Raw genomic sequence first — 15,298 nt, 5'->3', positions numbered from 1 at the left:
TCTGAAACCTTTCTAGTCCCTGTAGGAGTTTCTTCATAATAATTCTTCTGGTTTAGTTCGATCGCTATTCTAGTTGATCCTTTTAGAACATTGTCGGGCATGAGATCAGGGCAAGCGCATCTCAAACGCTATTGACAATTGGCCAATTTTGTGATCTGTTTGCCCTGTAGGCATTTCAAATGATCAGCTAAGACGCATTTTCATGTTGCAAGAGTGCCTTATTTCAACAAGCAATTTAAATGCGCGGGCAGCTTACCAGTCCATCAGAATAGTTACCCTATTTAATTGAGATGGCAAATTCTCCTCAAATATGCCTGAATCGTGGGTAGGCAACTCACATAAAAGACCTCTTGCAAAAGTCTTAAGTCGATCCTTGTACAGCAACATTTTTGAAGATTATCAACTACTAATAAATAATTAACTGAAAGTCCCTCCCATTATTGTTTCTATCGTTTGTTTTCGGATTTATGCAAGAGGTCTAAAGTTCATTTTGTCAAGGATTGTTAAGATGCACTTACCCTCAACTGGACCGATTAGCGATCGCTATCGGCGGCGAGATTGGTTATATCTTGTTAAGATAAGATACAGACTGTATCTAAGCAAATTTTATTCTATGGAAACTGCAACAATTTTGGGGATTTCGATCGCTGCCGCTTTGGTGGGGATTACCGTTTTAGCTCTTTATACCGCTTTTGGTCCGCCAGCTGCAGAATTAAGCGATCCTTTTGAAGATCACGAAGATTAATTCTTTAATAACCATGTAGCTATCTGCCAAGGAAAAAGTTGCTCGACGGGATCGATCGCTCTTTCTAAACCGTCGATCGATTCTTTTATTGTTAATTTTAATTGATTTTGCCAATCAATAACAGCGTTTTCTCCCTGACATTCATAAACGCGCATTACCCAACCCCGATAGGCTGTTTCACTTTGTTTGAAACTCATTAAAATTAAGTTATCGGCTGAGAATTTTAACCATTGTGCCACGGGTGGCAACTGGGTTGATCGAGAAGAATTATTAATAAAAATAACGTTGACAGGTGAGTTTAACTGCCAAGCGTGATGGACAGTTTTCGCCGGTTTCCAGTTACCTTGATGGGGATATATTGCATAGGTAAATTCTTGTTTACCCAGATCCGCCTCGGGATCGGGCCATCGGGGACTTCTCAACAGAGTTAATCGCAGTTGCTGGTTAGTAGCATCATAGCCATATTTATTATTATTTAAAAGACTCACCCCGTAGTTTGCCTCTGTATCGGTTAAATCTGCCCATTTATGCGCGTAAACTTCCCATTTTGGTGATTCTGGTTCGTGGTAACGCTTGATCGCACCACAGGCAATTTCATTGGTGGTAAAATCGCTGTTTAGCGTAAGAGGAAAAGCGGTTTTTACTAAAGTATGTTCCTGTTGCCAATTAACAATAGTTTTAATCTGGAGAATAGGAGAATCTTTTTCTAAGATATAATCTTGACAAAATTCCGAATCAGCTAAACTTCTGATCACGCGAATCTGCCAGCGCAAGGCACCACATTCTAAGCATTCGATCGATTTTAATACTGTTTTAGGTAAGGGATATTGTTGATAATTCGGATCGATATTCCAAGCGTCCCAATATTGTCCTTGATCTTTAAATCCCTGTAATTGGTTCCCCGCAGCTTGCAGGATTTCTTTTTGATTAATTATATCAAATATACTATCTATATCCCCCGTTTCTGAGTTAATAGTAACTTTAAGTAAGCCATTATCTAAAATAAATTGCCAGTTAATTAAATTTTGCTCGGCTGCTTGCTGATTGGGAACTAACCAAAATAACTTATAACCCACAGAAGGAATATTTTCAGCGATAAATAATAGCTGATTGTCGTGGGATAATTGCGAAGGACAGAGACAATTATTTAAGTCATAAACCGAACAATTGGCAGATTCTACAGCTAAAGAGATAACCTGAGATCTTTCCCAGTTAAGAGAATTAAAAACTAGAAAAGGTTTCGCTTGGGGATGGGGGGATTAGGTAAATTAATTTGATTAGCAATTGCCTGTAAAGCTTGATGTAAAAGTGCTTCACCTGTGCTGATAACTTGCCGCCATAACTGATTGGCATCCCTAAACACTTCCGGGATCGAAGTCCCGGGAAGTATATCATGAAACTGATTTAATAAAACCTTTTTCCAGGCGGATTCTATCTCGACTTTCGGATAGGGAATCTCTAGTAAAATATTAGCCAGAGAAGACCATAATTCCCCTTGATACAAGAGTATTTCACAGTAACGATTATAGGCTTTTTGATCAGAGTGAGTGGTATAACAACCCCGATGGAATTCTAGATATAATTCATCATCCCAGATAGGAAGATTACTTGTCTCCAGACTATCCAGATAAGTTGTTGCTTGGCTAAATTTTAACTGGGGGAAAAAAGGAGATTTTTGCCAACGTTGTGCTACTTCTAACATATCACGAGTCGGACCGCCACCATGATCGCCAACACCGGGCAACCAAAAAATCTCTTTTAATCCGGTTTGCTGTTCCCAATTGAGAGCATGATCGGTCATAATAATTGGGTTAGTATCCATAACTCCGGCAACATTGGGAGGAGACATGAGGGAAAGAATTTTACTACCATCGGGAGATTGCCACCAGAAAAAACCGTGGGTAAATTTAGTCGTATCATTCCAATGTAGTTTCCCGGTTACAAAGTATTTGATGCCAAAGGATTTAAGAATTTGCGGCAATTGGTAGGGAAACCCAAAGGTATCCGGCAGCCAAGCGGTTTTAGTGATTTGTCCGAATTTTTCTTGAAAATATTGTTGTCCATAAAGCAGCTGTCGAAATAGGGATTCCCCAGAGATTAAATTGACTTCTGGTTCTACCCACATTCCGCCCAAAAGTTCCCAGGATTGCCCTTTATATGCCTCTAGAATTGCTTGAAACAGGTCAGGATGATGTTTTTCTATCCATTCGTAAATTAGGGGGCTAGAATGACCAAATATGAGGGCGGGAAAATCTTTTTGCAGGTTTAAAACCGAGATAAAAGTGTTTTGTGCCACTTGCCAAGTTTCTGCCAACGGCCACAACCAAGCCAGATCTAAATGTGCGTGACCGAGAAGATGAAAACTGCGTTCTTTGAGAGGTTTAGCGAGGGGTTGTAGGGATTGACGAATTGATTCTAGGGAGCGATTAAATTTATCTTTGTTGGTGACATTATCCCAGTCAATATTATCGAGAGTATCGGTAAAAGCTGCTAAGTTTTCAGGATAAAAAGTCTGTAGATAATTATGGAGAATGGTCAATTCATCAGCAACAAAACTAGGATCGATCGCTTGGCTATATTCATAGATTAACTGGGATTTCATCAAACCACCAATATCATGATTGGGACTGACTAAACGGAGAGTAACAAGAATTTCTTGACCAGTAGAGACAGAGTTGGAAAGTAAAATGCGCGTGGAAGAATCAAAGAGATCTCCCGCTTGGATAAATTGATTATTAATATAAATTTTGACATCTTCGGCCCACCAAGTTAGGATTAATCTCAGTTCCATTCCCTCTAAAGGATAACCGGCTAAATGTTCGGGGACAATAATTTTTTGAGTTAGATATTGAATTTGTCTGCCGGCTGGCCAAATAATGTATTGTTTTTCATTGAGGGTGACGGGTTGAATTGGGTTTCCCGCTGCTGTAGCGATCAACCAATTTTTCTGAACATCTGTGCGGGTGAGGTGAGACAGTTTAGCGATGTTGTCGAGGGGAGACATGAGCCAACAAATAAGTTAATTTTGATTATTTTAAGCGATCGAGGACTAATTGCCCTGGGGGAGAACTTGTGTTAACGCAATAGTGCTGAAGACTTACTTAGGGTTTGCGGCAAAAAGTTTTTCGGTGGGGGTAGGGTGTGGGGTGTAGGGTGTAGGGTGTAGGGTTTTACCCATTTTCAGGGGGTCAATTACCTAATTTTCAGGGAAAAAGTCCCTAAATTTCCCCCCCGATCCCTCCAATGGCCAGTACTTTTTGATTTCAAAAAAGCCTAAAAATATTATCCAACAAGGTTTTTAGATTTATTCAGCAAGCCCGACTTAATCTCATCCGCCAACGGCTGATTGAGAATGAGCAGGGAAGAAAAAGCCCGTGATGAGGATTGAACTCATGACCTCACCCTTACCAAGGGTGTGCTCTACCACTGAGCTACACGGGCATTGATCGTGGTGGGCCGGGCCGGATTCGAACCAGCGTAGGCGTAGCCAACGGATTTACAGTCCGCCCCCATTAACCACTCGGGCACCGACCCATTAATTCCACGATTATCAATCATAGCACCCTTAGCTAAAACCCACAAGTGTTTAGGGAAAAAAATTTTTGAGCCATAAAATAACTCCCGTTAAGCACCATAGATAGCACTTAACAGGAGTTTTCTGATAATCTCGAGAGAGATTAGGCTATAGATAGCACTTAACGGGAGTTTTCTGATAATCTCGAGAGAGATTAGGCTATACCTTCTTCTTGGTGAGTTTCGATCACACAGTCAGATTTGGGATAGGTGACACAGGTGAGGACATAACCCGCTGCAATTTGATCGTCATCAAGGAAGGATTGCTCGGATTGATCGATTGTACCAGATACAAGTTTACCGGCACAGGTGGAGCAAGCTCCGGCGCGGCAGGAATAGGGTAAGTCCAGTCCTTTCTCTTCAGCTATATCGAGAATGTACTCATCATCGGGAACATCAATTTCATGCTTGCCATCGGGTGTGATCAGGGTGACTTTATAGGTTGCCATCGGTTGTTCCTCTTAATTAAATGCCAGTGAAAGCGGCAGTCTCTACAATTGCCTCTCGCTCGTCGTCAGATTGAACAATGCGAACGAGTTTCATTTTTGATACTACGGGAAAATCTCCCCGACTCAGCCTTGCATTAGTAATGACAGTCTTAAATAAACTTAAAATAAAATTTACTTATATATCTAACCCAGAATTCTTGAGGATACTTGCTCGATCTCTAGATAATTTCATCCCTCTACAATCTAGCTAAACTAACCACTACTAAGCATTTGGAGCCATGATGCTAATCGTTTTTTTCGTCTTGAGCCGATTTTTATTAAATATTAATTTAACTTATGGTTAAGATAGATGTCGATGAATTGTCTTTAACCCAGCCAAGAAATTGCTTTTCGGCACTACTGCCGGTAACACATCTAGGGAAACTAGGAAAAAATCTATTGACAATCAAACCAATAAATGATATAGGGGGATAAATCCCCTGTTGCCAGGGGTAGCATCCGTTAAAACGGATGGCTAACCCTCCCTGACGATTTCTTGGTTTTCGGATTGTCAGTTTTCCAGGATCTGGTTCACTGATTACCGGTCACTAATTACTTATTAGGTTGGGGAGTCATGCGTAGATAGGGTTTGATTTCTTCAACTCCTTTGGGGAATTTGCTGCGAGCTTCTTCAGTGGGAATAGAGGGAACCACCACACAATCGCCGCCGTCGGTCCAGTTAGCCGGGGTAGCCACTTGATAGTTATCGGTGAGCTGCAGGGAGTCGATTACCCGCAGGATTTCGTTAAAATTGCGTCCCGTGCTGGCAGGATAGGTAATAGTTAAACGTAATTTTTTGTTGGGATCGATGATAAACACCGAACGTACCGTCAGATTATTGAGGGAATTGGGGTGAATCATGCCGTAGAGATCCGACACTTTGCGATCGCCATCGGCGATAATCGGATAGTTAACGGTAGTGTTTTGAGTTTCGTTGATGTCATTAATCCAACCCCGATGGGATTCGGCACTATCGACACTCAAAGCGATCACTTTCACATTACGTCGCTCAAATTCTGACTTAAGACTAGCCACCGTACCTAATTCCGTGGTACAAACGGGGGTATAATCAGCCGGGTGCGAGAACAGCACCACCCAGCTATCTCCTACCCACTGGTGAAAAGAAATCGGACCTGCACTAGAATCTTGTGTAAAATCTGGAACGATATCACCCAATTGGAGAGCCATAATTGTGTCTTCCTTATTATATATTTCAAGACAAGCAACAGTCTATGATGCCATAGGAGTGCTGTTCTTCATTGATAATTTTAGGGATTTGTAATAATTGCATTAGCCATCAGCCTTTTCAGGGATCAGGGATCAGATTTGAGTTATCAGTTCACTGATCTCCCGGCTCCCCCATCACCCAACCCCCAAAATCCTTCCCCTAGTACGGCCAAATGGGTTATCGGAAATTTGGGTTGAAAACCCCGTCCTTTTAGGACGACTTTGTGCTAGAATGCTCGTAGGTTGCTGACCGTGAGAACGTGAGGAAACAAGTTAGATGTCCTACTCCGTCATCTCAAAATTTCTAACAGTCAATGGTGTTTAATTAAGTCCAAACTGTCAGAACGCCAAACAATTAAATACTGTGGGACACACAGAAATTTACGCTTGGGGAGTAGTCTTTGAGAGTGCTTGCCTTATAGGTGTAGTCTGACTAGACATGAAACTGTAAGACCAAAATTAGCTTTGCTAGTAGAGGCAAGATTCAGCCCAAGAATCTCCGCCCGAAAAGTGCGGAGAGTGTCAAGATCTGGTCTAATGGCATGATATAACTTTTTTAACTAGCTATCAGCGTTCAGCTAATAGCTAGGCTGCGGTGGCAAATCCCAATTCCCCACCCTATGCCTAGTCGGAAAGCTGACGGCTTAACTTCTTGTCCTGATCGTTAATTTGCCTTGGTTTTAGGAGACCACAACTGCAATGAAGAATCTTGTTCGTCTGCTGGCGGTAATTGCCTTGATTATCGGGAGTTTTTGGGGCAAAGTTCCCGCTCAAGCTCTCAATCTTACCTCGATCGCCCTTCCTTCTCATCCTGTGGCGGTCTTAAATGCGGCTGATGCTAAACTAACCACAGAATTTGGGGCGAAAATCGACCTTAATAACAGTGATATTCGCGATTTCCGGGACTTGAGAGGGTTCTATCCCAATTTAGCCGGTAAAATCATCAAAAACGCCCCCTACCAAGAAGTGGAAGATGTCCTCAATATCCCCGGACTCTCGACCACTCAAAAAGAGCGTTTACAGGCTAATCTAGAGAAATTCACCGTTACTGAGCCTTCTAAAGAATTTATCGAGGGTGATGACCGTTTTAACCCCGGAGTTTACTAAATCCAGTTAATTACGGTTTTAAAAAAATTCCTAGGTGAGCGATCGCTCACCTTTTTCAGTGATCAGTGATCAGTTATTCAGTCAAGCTCTGGCATAATTAATTTTTCAGGGTTTAAAAACGGCAAAAATAGGGATTAAATTGCATAAAATAGGTAAATAGATTATTTAATTGATTATTATTCATTTTTAATTCTACTGACTCGGAGAATACTGACTCCTAAATCTAACAACAATTTTTGATTTTTATAAGAGGTCTAGGGATCAGATTGGAGTTTTCAGTCAAAAGTTGACGACTGGCGACCATATACTGACCCAAGGTAAAAACTGGCGATTTTTGCCAGAGCTATAGAGAAATGAAGTGCTAGAATAAATAGAATTTATCAATTAACTCCTACATGGTCGTTTCCTCGCAACTGCCGAGTTATCAAGATGTTTTAGTGGTGGGATCGGGAGCGGCGGGATTGTATGCCGCGCTGTGTTTACCCCCTAACTTAAAGGTGGGTTTAATTACCAAAGAAGATTTAAAAACTGGGGCTAGTGATTGGGCGCAGGGAGGAATTGCGGCAGCCACGTCCCCGGCAGATTCCCCCGTTTTCCATTTGGAAGATACCCTGAAAGCTGGAGCGGGCTTATGCGAGCGCTCTGCTGTGCAGTTTTTAGTCGAGAAGGCCCCCCAAGCGATCGCTGATTTGCTGCGGTTAGGGGTTAGTTTTGATCGCTCCGGAGACGACTTAGCCCGCACTCTTGAGGCTGCCCACTCCCAGGCCAGGGTACTGCACGCGGCCGATCGCACGGGGAGAGCGATCATCAGTACCCTGATGGAAAAAGTGGTCGAACGCCCCAATATTACCATTATTCCCCAAGCGATTGCGCTGAAACTGTGGCTTGATTCGGAAGGGCAACGCTGTCAAGGTATTTGTTTACTCCATCAAGATCATCTCTGTTGGCTACGAGCGCAAGCAGTCATTCTGGCTACGGGAGGCGGCGGTCAAGTCTATGCCCAAACTACCAATCCCGCCGTTAGCACGGGGGATGGAGTCGCCCTCGCTTGGCGTGCTGGGGCAGTGATTCGCGACCCGGAATTTTTTCAGTTTCACCCCACCGCTTTGACTGTGCCGGGGGCGCCGCGGTTTTTAATTAGTGAGGCGGTGCGCGGCGAAGGAGCGCATTTAATTGATGCCCAGGGGCGGCGTTTTGCCTTCGATTATCATCCGGCCGGAGAATTGGCTCCCCGGGATGTGGTGAGTCGGGCAATTTTTAGCCATTTGCAGAAAACCTCCGACGATCCCGCCCATGCCAAAGTATATCTAGATTTAAGACCAATCGAACCGGAGCGTCTGCGTTATCGTTTTCCCAATATTATCCGCATCTGTCAAAAATGGGGCATTAATGTGCTTGAGGAGCTGATTCCCGTCGCCCCCGCCGCTCACTATTGGATGGGAGGAGTGGCCACAGATTTAAACGCCCGCACGTCTCTAACCGGTTTGTATGCGATCGGCGAAGCCGCTAGTACAGGTGTTCACGGGGCTAATCGTTTAGCTAGTAATTCTCTCTTGGAATGTATTGTCTTTGCGGCAAATTTAGTTGAAATAGGTCTAGAGCCAGAAAACTTTCGTGGGGAAAGACCAGAAAAACCCTTAGAAATCGCAGAAAATTGGCAAGAAGAACAGGAATACTGGCAAAAAGTACGCAGAGAATTACCGATTTTAATGTGGGAAAATGCGGGAATTTGCCGATTTCAAAATGAGTTAGAAACTGCTATCCTACGGGTGCAACAGTGGAAACAACAGTTAGAATCCTTAAAGATGGGCCAATTTCTCCAGAATCTTCTCCCCGACAAAGGACAATTATTTTTGTGTCCCTCGGTGCAGTTAGAAATAAGAATAGCGATCGAGACATTAAATCTTCTAGCTATCGCTGACTTAATTCTGGAAAGTGCCTTATTGCGAGCAGAAAGCCGAGGCGGTCACTATCGGGGCGATTATCCAGAAACCGTAGCTAATTGGCAATTCCACACGACTATTCAAGGTCGAACGTGGCGTAAAACGCCTGTGCAAGCTTAATTAAGCCAGTTTTTCACAGATAATCCCTAAGCTCTAAACAGTGGACTCTATCCTCGCTACTAGGAGCCGTACTATTCGCCCCACGCTCACCGGAGGCCTTTCCCAATCACCACCGTAGTCCATGACCTATCTCTGGAGTTAAGTGCTTTTCATTTACGGCTTTTAGGCTATCATACTTTTACCCTCCCCCCCCTAAACAGTTGCATTAATTCTATGATCAAACCCAATTTCCTATTTTTGTTAGCTATCGGTGTGAGCAGTTGGGGTCATCATTTTCAGGCTTTACCCAAGGCTAACGCTCAAACTCCCCCTAGGTTAGAGCAACCCCAGACTGTCGCCACTTACGATCAGTTGATGAAAGCTGGTTACGAAGCTACAGCCCAAAGAAATTACCAACTCGCCCTAGGAAAATTTCAACAAGCTCTGGCACAACGTCCGAACGATACATTTGCTCAAAATGCGATCGCTAATATCCAGAAGTATCTAGGTCAAACCGCCACGGCCGCCAACGCCGCCGCCAAAAACGAGACTTCACCAATACCGTTAATTGCTGGCTCGGCCTTGTTATCCATCGCTTTATTGGGAGTTTTACTATCGCTTTTCTTCCAATATCGTCCCAAGGGCAAAGCCTCAAAACGGCGCAAAAAGACAACTTACGTCAATCCTAAAAACCCACTCAACAACTTTTCTAGGGGCAATGGCAATTCCTTCGACGCGGACCCCAAAACGGGCAGTGACATTAATGGCAGTGGTGACGAGGATTTCGAGCCTTCTTTGCCCGTACAAGCTACCTCCCGCATCCCGAACGTAGATTTAATCCTGCGTTTAATTGAAAGTCTTCGTGATAACGATCCCCGTACCCGTAGACGGGCGGTTTGGAAGCTGGCACAGATGTCCGATTCTAGGGCAATGCAGCCTTTAGTCGATAGTATGGTGGATGGGGATTCCTACGAACGCAGTTTAACCCTAGAAGCTCTCGCTCAAATCTGTACCCGCTCCCTGCGACCGATGAACCAAGCTTTGGCTATCTCTCTCCAGGATAAAAATCCCCAAGTGCGGAAAAATGCTATCCGGGATTTAACCAGACTCTACGATATCATGTCTCAGATCAGTCAATTAATTTGTCATGCCCTCGATGATTCCGATGAGGAAGTGCAAGAAACAGCACGCTGGGCAATCAGACAGTTAAATCTGCAATTACCGCCCCGCTTAGATATTGCTCCCCTGGAAACCACTGGTGAACCGGAAGATGATGACGTACAGGATACTTCCTTCACTGAAACCACATCCACTGAGGTGCAAAATTGAGTGGAAAACTGTTATTTCTCTCCACCCCCGTGGGATTTTTGGGATCGGGGGACGGCGGTGGCCTAGAATTAACTCTTTATAATCTCGCTCGCACTCTGAATAAGCAAGGGTATGCGGTGCGGGTAGTGGCTCCAGAAGCCTCGCAATTGCATGATATTCCCTTAATCACTATAGCAGGAAATGCCCAGATTTCCGCCCAAAGTCAAGGCCGGCAAGCCCCGATTTTCATGCCCGAAAATGCCGTTTTGGCCAATATGTGGCACTACGCTCAACAAGTACAACATCAGTACGATTTAATTGTTAATTTTGCCTAGGATTGGCTGCCTTTTTATCTCACTCCTTTTTTTGCCACTCCCGTCGCCCATTTAGTCAGCATGGCTTCCGTTTCTTTGGCGATGGATCATATTATTCAAAAAACCTACCGCAGTTTTCCCCATTTACTCGCTTTTCACACCGTCGCCCAAGCAGAAACTTTCTCAATATCTCCCCCCTATCGCTGTTTGGCTAATGGTTTAGACGTATCTTTGTATTAGTTTCGGTCCGCTCCTTCCCCCTGTCTAGCCTGGGTGGGACGGATTGCCCCGGAAAAAGCTTGAGAAGATGCGATCGCCGCTTGTCAACAGTTGGGCGTAAGCTTTTACGCATTTAAGTTACATTGACAGCATTACCCTTATTTTTCAGTTTTCTACTCCATTTAATAATCAATCCCCCTTCATTTAAAAGCTGATTGACTACTTTTTCCAGTTCTTCTTTATTTTCAAATTCTCGATTAGCTATGTATTCTTTAGCGGAATGCCACACTAATTCTATTAGGTTGTAATCTGGACTATAAGCTGGTAAAAACTCTAGCCTAATATTGGGCAACTCTTTTTCCACTTGCTCAATAACATCTTTCTTTTTGTGATAACTAGCATTGTCTAATATAATGATCATCTTCGGTCCTTTTTCTGGAAAATCTTCGGGCAGATTTCCCAAGTTTATCCATTCTTGACGAATTTCTTCATGAAGTTTCTTTAATTGTTCATGGAAAGTTTCTGAATTTCCTTTTTTGATCATAAAACAGACTCGTTTTTTGTCATTATATCTTAAGGCTCCCATCACATTCACCCTTCCTCTTTTTCTTTGCCCGTTCACTTTTTTTCGCTTTCCTTTTTTTGTCCAAGCTCTCCTTCTTATTACTCTCAAACTAAATCCACATTCATGAGGGGTTGTGTGGCGAACCTGCGTCGCCACCTTGAAAGCCCCGTCCCAAAACCATGCCTGGATTGACTCTGGCTTCTCTTTAGCCAACTTTAAATATTCATCTAATTTTTCTTTAAATGCTTTTCTTAATTTCTTATCTTGCTTATCTTCTAGACTATATTTCGCCCAGATATACACATACTTTTTTCTTCTCAATATTCTTCTCACTTGCGAGCCACTCAGCTTAATTAGGGCTTGCTGAATAATGGTAAAACCCTTTTAAAATAAGGCTTTTGACCTGTTAAAGTCCGATGTTCATGCTGCGAAAATAGGATTGGGACTTTCAAAAACCTTGCATTATCCTTCTTGTGGTACATCGCTTGGTACAAAAAACAAGGGCAACAAAGCCTGAAACGACCGACTCCTGACGACCGGCTACTGACTCCTACCCCCAGGAAAAACTTTTTCAGCAGACCCTAATTACTGTTTCCTTTTCTAGATGGCTAATCTTGCCGCTGTCCATCTCCCGAATTCATATCCCAATTCCTTCGGGTCTTCATCAACTATTTTCAATAGTAAATTAATATATTCCTCTGTGGCTTTTTTATGATTTCCATTTTTTCTCCCATCTTCTAGACTTTCTAAATTGTTAGGATCGCCATGAACACACCAAGGGGCGACTGTTTTGAGTGAACAACCAATAAACTCAGCTATTTCTCGTTGAGTTTTTCCGTCGTTCAGCAAGAGAAACATTAAAATTCTTTCCCTAACTTCTGCTCTTTCTTCTTCTTTAAGAGCTTTTTGTAAGTTTTTCTTTTCTTCTAAATCTAGGAAATCTTTAGCTGGCATAAGTAGGATTTTTCTAAAATTACTATTTCTATTTTAGGTGGTTTAAGTGCGTTTTAGCTTACCTTTACGGGTTTTCGGTCATATTTCCGATCTTCTCTACTGGCAAAATTTACAGGATAACTATAATTTCGATTTAGTCGATTATCGCGGTTTTTTGCCCACCGAGAGCCTTCAAAAAGAGTTAGGCGACTGTTTTGGCCTGTTGATGACCCCGCGCTGGGTTGAGGCTTTTGGTAACGGGGCTATTGAAGCTTTAGCCTGTGGTGTTCCCGTAGTTGCCTATCGTCGCGGTGGTCCGGTAGAAATTATCGAAGATGGAAAAACTGGTTTTTTAGTTGAACCCGATAGTATCGAGGGATTAGTTACAGGAATTAAAAATTTAGGCTCTTCGTTACTTGTTATGGTTCGATAGGGGGGCATAAATCGACTAAATCCTTATCTGGCAAGAGACTTAATTGATTAGTTCGCTCTAGATAAAAACAATTGACAAAAATCGCTAAATGCCTTTCTCTATAAGGGTTCCATCCCTTATAACCCCCGTCCATTGCATAACACAAACCGAAGAGCCGTTATCAGTTATCAGTTATCAGTGGGGGCGTTGTCAGATAAAGAGATGAGAAGGCAAAATAGATAGAAACTCAATGAAGGAAAAAAAACGATGAAATGTCCAGAATGTAAAAGTGACCACATCAATAAAAATGGTCATCGTGGTCAAAAACAAAACTATATATACTTTAGACGTTCATAATCTGAGATTTATTAAACTTCTGAAATCGTAGAGTCAGCAAGGAATCCAGTTCTTTTTTATGTTTCAGATGGGCATCATTCAGACATTCATAAATAGCTGAAGAAAAGTCAGAAAAGTTCTCATAATATTTACCATATAAACATTTCTTTTTGACCAATTTCCACAGCCTTTCAATTAAATTTAGATTAGGTGAATAAGACGGCAGATAGAGCAGCTCTATTGACAAAGAAAGAGCCAATTCTTCAACAATTTTACATTTTTGATAGCGGGCATTATCTAAGACTAGAGTGATGGGAATCATTAGTCCTAAAGCAGCTATTTTTGACCGGAGTTCACAGACTTGAGTTGCCGTAATATAAGTGTCATTCGTAACCAGAATAACTTCATGAGTTATTGCATTTAATGCTCCTAAAACATTGAAGCGTTTACGCCCGCTCGGTGACTTAACAAAAAGTCTCTCAAAACACCAAACAAAACCGAGAAATGCTCCCATGACGAAGTGAGCGGCATCAACAAAAAAAACAGCCCTTTTTCCTTCTTTTGCCTCATTTAGTCTGGGTTCTAGCTTTTTTTCTTTGTAGTCCTCTTGTTCATCTGGGTCAGCTTTAGAAGGAAGAGAACCTACTTTTAAACATTTCATTCCCATTGATTTTAAAAATTTTCTCACTTGGGTAGGACTTCGTTTTATTCCCGTCAATTCTTCTATCCTATATACAGCTTCATTTATTGTGGCTGGTGGATTTTTCTCGAAGTATTTTTTGAGGGTTTCTTTTTGAAACTCTAATTGACTTTTAGGGCGATAGAAGTTGATTTCTTTTAATTTTTCTATTCCGCCTTCTTGCTCATCTCGAAGATAGGTTAATAAGGTATTTGGCGAGATTCCTGCTAACTGACAAATTTTTTGGTGCGGTATCTTTTGGCTTTTTAACCAGAGAACTTCCATCTTCAGTTGAACCCGGGGATGGGGATGATGAAATCTTTCATAATACAGTGAGTTCTTTTCTTCTTCCGTGAATTCTAGGTTAATCATGTTTTTAATGAGTGCTTTGCTTCTAATTATGACTCTTAAACTATATTATTGTCCTTGAGTAAAAAATGCAAGTTGTAGCCGTGCAAAGTATATGTGTAAACTGTGGTCGCCAGTTCATCGATAGCTATGAAACCAAGGGCTATAGCGATGATGTTAAGCGCACCTGTCTGAAAATGTAGGTAAATGGCATGGGATTTCGAGGCATTGAGAGAGTGACGGGAGTCTCACGAACAACCATTATAGATTGGGTCAAACAAGTGGGAAAACTGCTGCCTGATTCCTATAATCCAGAAACGATTCCAGAAGTGGGAGAACTAGATGAATTAGAGACCTTTGTTGGTAAAAAAAAGAACAAAATCTGGCTCTGGACGGCTGTTGACCACTTTCGAGATGGAATTCTTGGATGGGTAATTGGTGGTCTCGCAAGGCGAGTGCCTTCGGCAACATAGTGCAGAGACATTTCAACGTTTATGGCAAGCTATCTCATTTTGGCAATGTTATTTTTGGGTAAGTGATGGAAATCCAGTGGGTTCTTCGTTACTTGGTATGGTTCGCTCAGGGGGCATAAATAGGCTAAATCCTTATCTGGCAAGAGACTTAATTGATTAGCTCGTTCTAGATTGAAAACAATTGGCAAAAATCGAAGCAATGTCTTTCTATATAAGGGTTTCATCCCTTATAACTCCCGTCCATTGCATAACACAAACCGAAGAACCATCCAGTGTATCCAATATTTATCCCTGATGGGGATCAGATTGTTAGCAAAACTTATAGGACAAGGGTAGAGGGAGAAAATACAAGATTACGTCATTACTTAGCCCGTCTTCATCGTCAGACTCTCTGCTATTCAAAATGTGTCAAAATGTTAGAAAATTCCCTACCGCTTCTAATTCATTACCTTAAGTTTAAGGATGTTCCAGTTCCCTACACTTTTGCTTGATTCATCTTTACATCTGACAACGCCAACCACAGAGACAC

General features: G+C 42.3%; 8 protein-coding genes, 2 tRNA genes and 7 pseudogenes. 9 read left to right on the top strand and 8 right to left on the bottom strand.

What is annotated here, in order from left to right; translation table 11 throughout:
* The first annotated feature begins 613 nt into the window (after positions 1-613).
* Positions 614-745, top strand: a complete 132-nt coding sequence (gene psbN, locus VL20_RS19940) for a photosystem II reaction center protein PsbN (protein ID WP_012266479.1) — start codon at positions 614-616, stop codon at positions 743-745.
* Here psbN and VL20_RS19935 read toward each other — a convergent pair.
* The 5 genes and pseudogenes from VL20_RS19935 to VL20_RS19915 all read right to left on the bottom strand — a co-directional run bounded on the left by VL20_RS19935 (position 742) and on the right by VL20_RS19915 (position 5,994).
* Positions 742-3,749: pseudogene (locus VL20_RS19935) on the bottom strand (alpha-mannosidase). The gene psbN and the pseudogene VL20_RS19935 overlap by 4 nt on opposite strands.
* Positions 3,750-4,114: 365 nt before the next feature.
* Positions 4,115-4,186: transfer RNA gene (locus VL20_RS19930), tRNA-Thr, on the bottom strand.
* An 8-nt stretch (positions 4,187-4,194) separates the two neighbouring features.
* A tRNA-Tyr gene (locus tag VL20_RS19925) sits at positions 4,195-4,279 on the bottom strand.
* Positions 4,280-4,473: 194 nt separating this feature from the next.
* Positions 4,474-4,767 carry a ferredoxin gene (locus VL20_RS19920; RefSeq protein WP_002790144.1) on the bottom strand — a complete coding sequence of 98 codons (294 nt, stop codon included), beginning with the start codon at positions 4,765-4,767 and terminating at the stop codon, positions 4,474-4,476.
* Between the two features lie 591 nt (positions 4,768-5,358).
* On the bottom strand, positions 5,359-5,994 hold the full coding sequence (locus VL20_RS19915) for a peroxiredoxin (protein WP_002735346.1): 636 nt from the start codon (positions 5,992-5,994) through the stop codon (positions 5,359-5,361).
* 738 nt (positions 5,995-6,732) lie between these two features.
* Between VL20_RS19915 and psbU the strand changes: the two genes are divergently transcribed.
* The 4 genes and pseudogenes from psbU to VL20_RS33860 all read left to right on the top strand — a co-directional run.
* Positions 6,733-7,140 carry a photosystem II complex extrinsic protein PsbU gene (gene psbU, locus VL20_RS19910; RefSeq protein ID WP_052277564.1) on the top strand — a complete coding sequence of 136 codons (408 nt, stop codon included), beginning with the start codon at positions 6,733-6,735 and terminating at the stop codon, positions 7,138-7,140.
* A 395-nt stretch (positions 7,141-7,535) separates the two neighbouring features.
* Entirely contained in the window at positions 7,536-9,203 is a 1,668-nt protein-coding gene (gene nadB, locus VL20_RS19905) for an L-aspartate oxidase (RefSeq protein WP_052277563.1), read from the top strand.
* Between the two features lie 213 nt (positions 9,204-9,416).
* Entirely contained in the window at positions 9,417-10,511 is a 1,095-nt protein-coding gene (locus tag VL20_RS19900; RefSeq protein WP_002761164.1) for a HEAT repeat domain-containing protein, read from the top strand.
* Positions 10,508-11,104, top strand: a pseudogene (locus tag VL20_RS33860) (glycosyltransferase); the annotation flags it as partial. The gene VL20_RS19900 and the pseudogene VL20_RS33860, both read left to right, overlap by 4 nt.
* A 52-nt stretch (positions 11,105-11,156) precedes the next feature.
* On the opposite strand, the pseudogene VL20_RS19890 reads toward VL20_RS33860, so the two are convergent.
* Together VL20_RS19890 and VL20_RS19885 are read right to left on the bottom strand one after the other, a co-directional pair.
* Positions 11,157-11,942, bottom strand: a pseudogene (locus VL20_RS19890) (IS630-like element ISMae23 family transposase); the annotation flags it as partial.
* Between the two features lie 226 nt (positions 11,943-12,168).
* Positions 12,169-12,542, bottom strand: a pseudogene (locus tag VL20_RS19885) (helix-turn-helix domain-containing protein); the annotation flags it as partial.
* 49 nt (positions 12,543-12,591) lie between these two features.
* On the opposite strand from VL20_RS19885, the pseudogene VL20_RS19880 reads away from it, so the two are divergent.
* Together VL20_RS19880 and VL20_RS34100 are read left to right on the top strand one after the other, a co-directional pair.
* Positions 12,592-12,924: pseudogene (locus tag VL20_RS19880) on the top strand (glycosyltransferase); the annotation flags it as partial.
* A 276-nt stretch (positions 12,925-13,200) separates the two neighbouring features.
* Positions 13,201-13,290, top strand: coding sequence for a transposase-like zinc-binding domain-containing protein (locus tag VL20_RS34100; protein ID WP_441293343.1), 90 nt, complete (start codon positions 13,201-13,203; stop codon positions 13,288-13,290).
* Here the strand turns inward: VL20_RS34100 and VL20_RS19875 are convergent.
* Positions 13,277-14,320, bottom strand: a complete 1,044-nt coding sequence (locus VL20_RS19875) for an IS630 family transposase (protein ID WP_128575265.1) — start codon at positions 14,318-14,320, stop codon at positions 13,277-13,279. The two genes, VL20_RS34100 and VL20_RS19875, sit on opposite strands and share 14 nt — an antisense overlap.
* An 89-nt stretch (positions 14,321-14,409) precedes the next feature.
* Between VL20_RS19875 and VL20_RS29630 the strand changes: the two are divergent.
* A pseudogene (locus VL20_RS29630) lies at positions 14,410-14,914 on the top strand (IS1 family transposase); the annotation flags it as partial.
* A gap of 127 nt (positions 14,915-15,041) precedes the next feature.
* A pseudogene (locus VL20_RS29620) lies at positions 15,042-15,260 on the top strand (IS1 family transposase); the annotation flags it as partial.
* Positions 15,261-15,298 lie beyond the last annotated feature (38 nt).

This window comes from Microcystis panniformis FACHB-1757 (assembly GCF_001264245.1).
Taxonomy (GTDB): domain Bacteria; phylum Cyanobacteriota; class Cyanobacteriia; order Cyanobacteriales; family Microcystaceae; genus Microcystis; species Microcystis panniformis.
The sequence above is the reverse complement of the archived record's forward strand: the minus strand, read 5'-3'. Positions and strand labels throughout refer to the sequence as shown.

Bases quoted from the DNA above. Each gene is read 5' to 3' on its own strand.
- psbU (WP_052277564.1), top strand. From the start codon at position 6,733: ATGAAGAATCTTGTTCGTCTGCTGGCGGTAATTGCCTTGATTATCGGG.
- nadB (WP_052277563.1), top strand. From the start codon at position 7,536: ATGGTCGTTTCCTCGCAACTGCCGAGTTATCAAGATGTTTTAGTGGTG.
- VL20_RS19915 (WP_002735346.1), bottom strand. From the start codon at position 5,994: ATGGCTCTCCAATTGGGTGATATCGTTCCAGATTTTACACAAGATTCT.
- VL20_RS19900 (WP_002761164.1), top strand. From the start codon at position 9,417: ATGATCAAACCCAATTTCCTATTTTTGTTAGCTATCGGTGTGAGCAGT.
- VL20_RS19875 (WP_128575265.1), bottom strand. From the start codon at position 14,320: ATGATTAACCTAGAATTCACGGAAGAAGAAAAGAACTCACTGTATTAT.
- VL20_RS19920 (WP_002790144.1), bottom strand. From the start codon at position 4,767: ATGGCAACCTATAAAGTCACCCTGATCACACCCGATGGCAAGCATGAA.
- psbN (WP_012266479.1), top strand. From the start codon at position 614: ATGGAAACTGCAACAATTTTGGGGATTTCGATCGCTGCCGCTTTGGTG.
- VL20_RS34100 (WP_441293343.1), top strand. From the start codon at position 13,201: ATGAAATGTCCAGAATGTAAAAGTGACCACATCAATAAAAATGGTCAT.